This window comes from Prevotella sp. C0209C1, assembly GCF_056583855.1.
In genome coordinates, this window is sequence record NZ_JBWPJP010000068.1 from 1 (window position 1) to 2,024 (window position 2,024).

General features: G+C 32.2%; 1 protein-coding gene and 1 pseudogene. Both read left to right on the plus strand.

Annotation, left to right across the window (positions count from 1 at the left end):
• Positions 1-350: 350 nt before the first annotated feature.
• On the plus strand, positions 351-1,637 hold the full coding sequence (locus AC1DCD_RS10190; protein ID WP_464641378.1) for a sensor histidine kinase: 1,287 nt from the start codon (positions 351-353) through the stop codon (positions 1,635-1,637).
• Between the two features lie 10 nt (positions 1,638-1,647).
• Positions 1,648-1,962, plus strand: a pseudogene (locus AC1DCD_RS10195) (response regulator transcription factor); the annotation flags it as partial.
• Positions 1,963-2,024: the final 62 nt, after the last annotated feature.

The window sequence follows — 2,024 nt, forward strand, 5'->3', positions numbered from 1 at the left end:
TGTACGTTTAAGCATAAATATCTGCAAGAATTATAATGTAAAGGTACAAAAACTTGCAGATATTTGCAAATAATTTACAGCATAATATACTATGAATCAGAGGAATATTAGGCTTTTAAGGGTGGACTATATATATTTAAGTTGTTAATTATTACGATACAAAAGTATTGTAAAATTATACTTTCAAACGTTACCATAAGGTTAATGTTATGTTATCTTTTCTGCGGTTTTTATCCCATTTGTCAAGTAAGTACACACAATAATGTACAAACCAATTGATACGAATATAGAAACACAAACATTCAACTATGATAATCCAATAAATAGTTGTATATTTGCACTAAAATAAGATGATACAATATAAGTATATTCGTTGGTTTACATATATCGGTTTATTAGCTATAATTACATTGCAATGTATATGGCTATACACTACATATAACTTAATTAAACAAGATATACAAGACGAGTGTAATCGCATATTAAACAATGCCTTATACGCAGAAGTAAATCGTGTATCCCAATATATACCAGATGGAAAAGAAATTGCAGGAGGAACTCAAAATGACTCTGTGCCATCAATAACATATTTATATGATGGATTGTATCAACTTGGAATCAAATACTCCATCCAGGAAATCGATTCTATTGTCGGGATGCAATTAAGGGAACGTAAAATATTTTCAGATTATACTATTTTGTCTATAAATCCTGAAACTCATTCAATATACGAGAAAAGCAATGATTGTAAACTTTTCCAATTTGGCACTATACAATCGAGCATTATTCCTACACGACTGGATTTCTCATATGGCATACAAATAGCTTTAAACAGCCCATATTTACATATCATAAAAAGTTTGGGATTGCTTCTTATATTAACAGTTATATTAGTCGTATTTGTAATATCTTGTATAGCCTATCAAATAAGTATCATTGTTCGTATAAATAAGATTTCGCAGATTCGTGAAGACTTCTCATATGCAATGGTTCATGATATGAAAACGCCTCTAAGTACAATATTGACTGCGTTGAGTTTCTTGCATGGAGGAAAACTGGATAATAAACCTGAAACAAAAGAAAAATTCTTCAATATAGCAAAAGAAGAGGCTAATCACCTACTGACACTCACGAACAAGGTTCTGACTATATCAAAACTTGAGAATAATAAGTTAGAGATGAGTCTTGAAAAGATAATGTTAGAACCGATGTTTGACAGACTGTCAGAAAAATTCAGAGTAAAGTCGCTAAAGCCTGTATTTTTTGAATTTGATTTTCAGGTTAATGAAATTTATGCTGATGCGGAATATATTGAAGAAGTATTCAGTAACATGATAGACAACTCAATTAAATATTCCAAAGAGCGCGCAAACATTAAAATTTCCTCATCAAGCAACAATCTATATAATATCATAAAGATATGCGATGACGGTCTTGGAATATCAGAGAAAGACCTGCGAAATATATTTGATAAGTATGAACGTGCTGCGGCCAGTCGCAGCAGGAAAAAGCAGACGGCCGGATTTGGTCTTGGACTAAACTTAGTTCAGCAGGTTATTGAGGCTCATAATGGAAGAATTATCGTTAATAGTATAAAGGGGAGTTTACAGAATTTATTATTTATCTACCACAAATAATAGAAAATTTATGACAAGGCTATTACTTATTGAAGACGATGCCAACTTATGCTATATCGTACAGACAGGCCTACAGGAAATAATCGGAGGTTATGAGGTTATCGTTGCCGCAAATGGAAAAGAAGGTTTGGAGGCATGGAAAAATCAAAAACCAGACATCATCATATCTGATATTGATATGCCTGTGATGGACGGTTTTGAAATGGTAAAACGAATCAGAGAAACGGATGGTGACACACCGATACTATTTGCCTCTGCTTTAACATCACCGAAAGATGTTCGTAAGGGGTATGACATAGGTGTTAACAATTATATAGTCCACCCTTAAAAGCCTAATATTCATCTGATTCATAGTATATTATGCTATAAATTATTTGCAAATATCTG

What these genes read in the sequence shown, in the direction of transcription:
- AC1DCD_RS10190 (WP_464641378.1), top strand. Translation starts at nt 351, where the DNA reads ATGATACAATATAAGTATATTCGTTGGTTTACATATATCGGTTTATTA.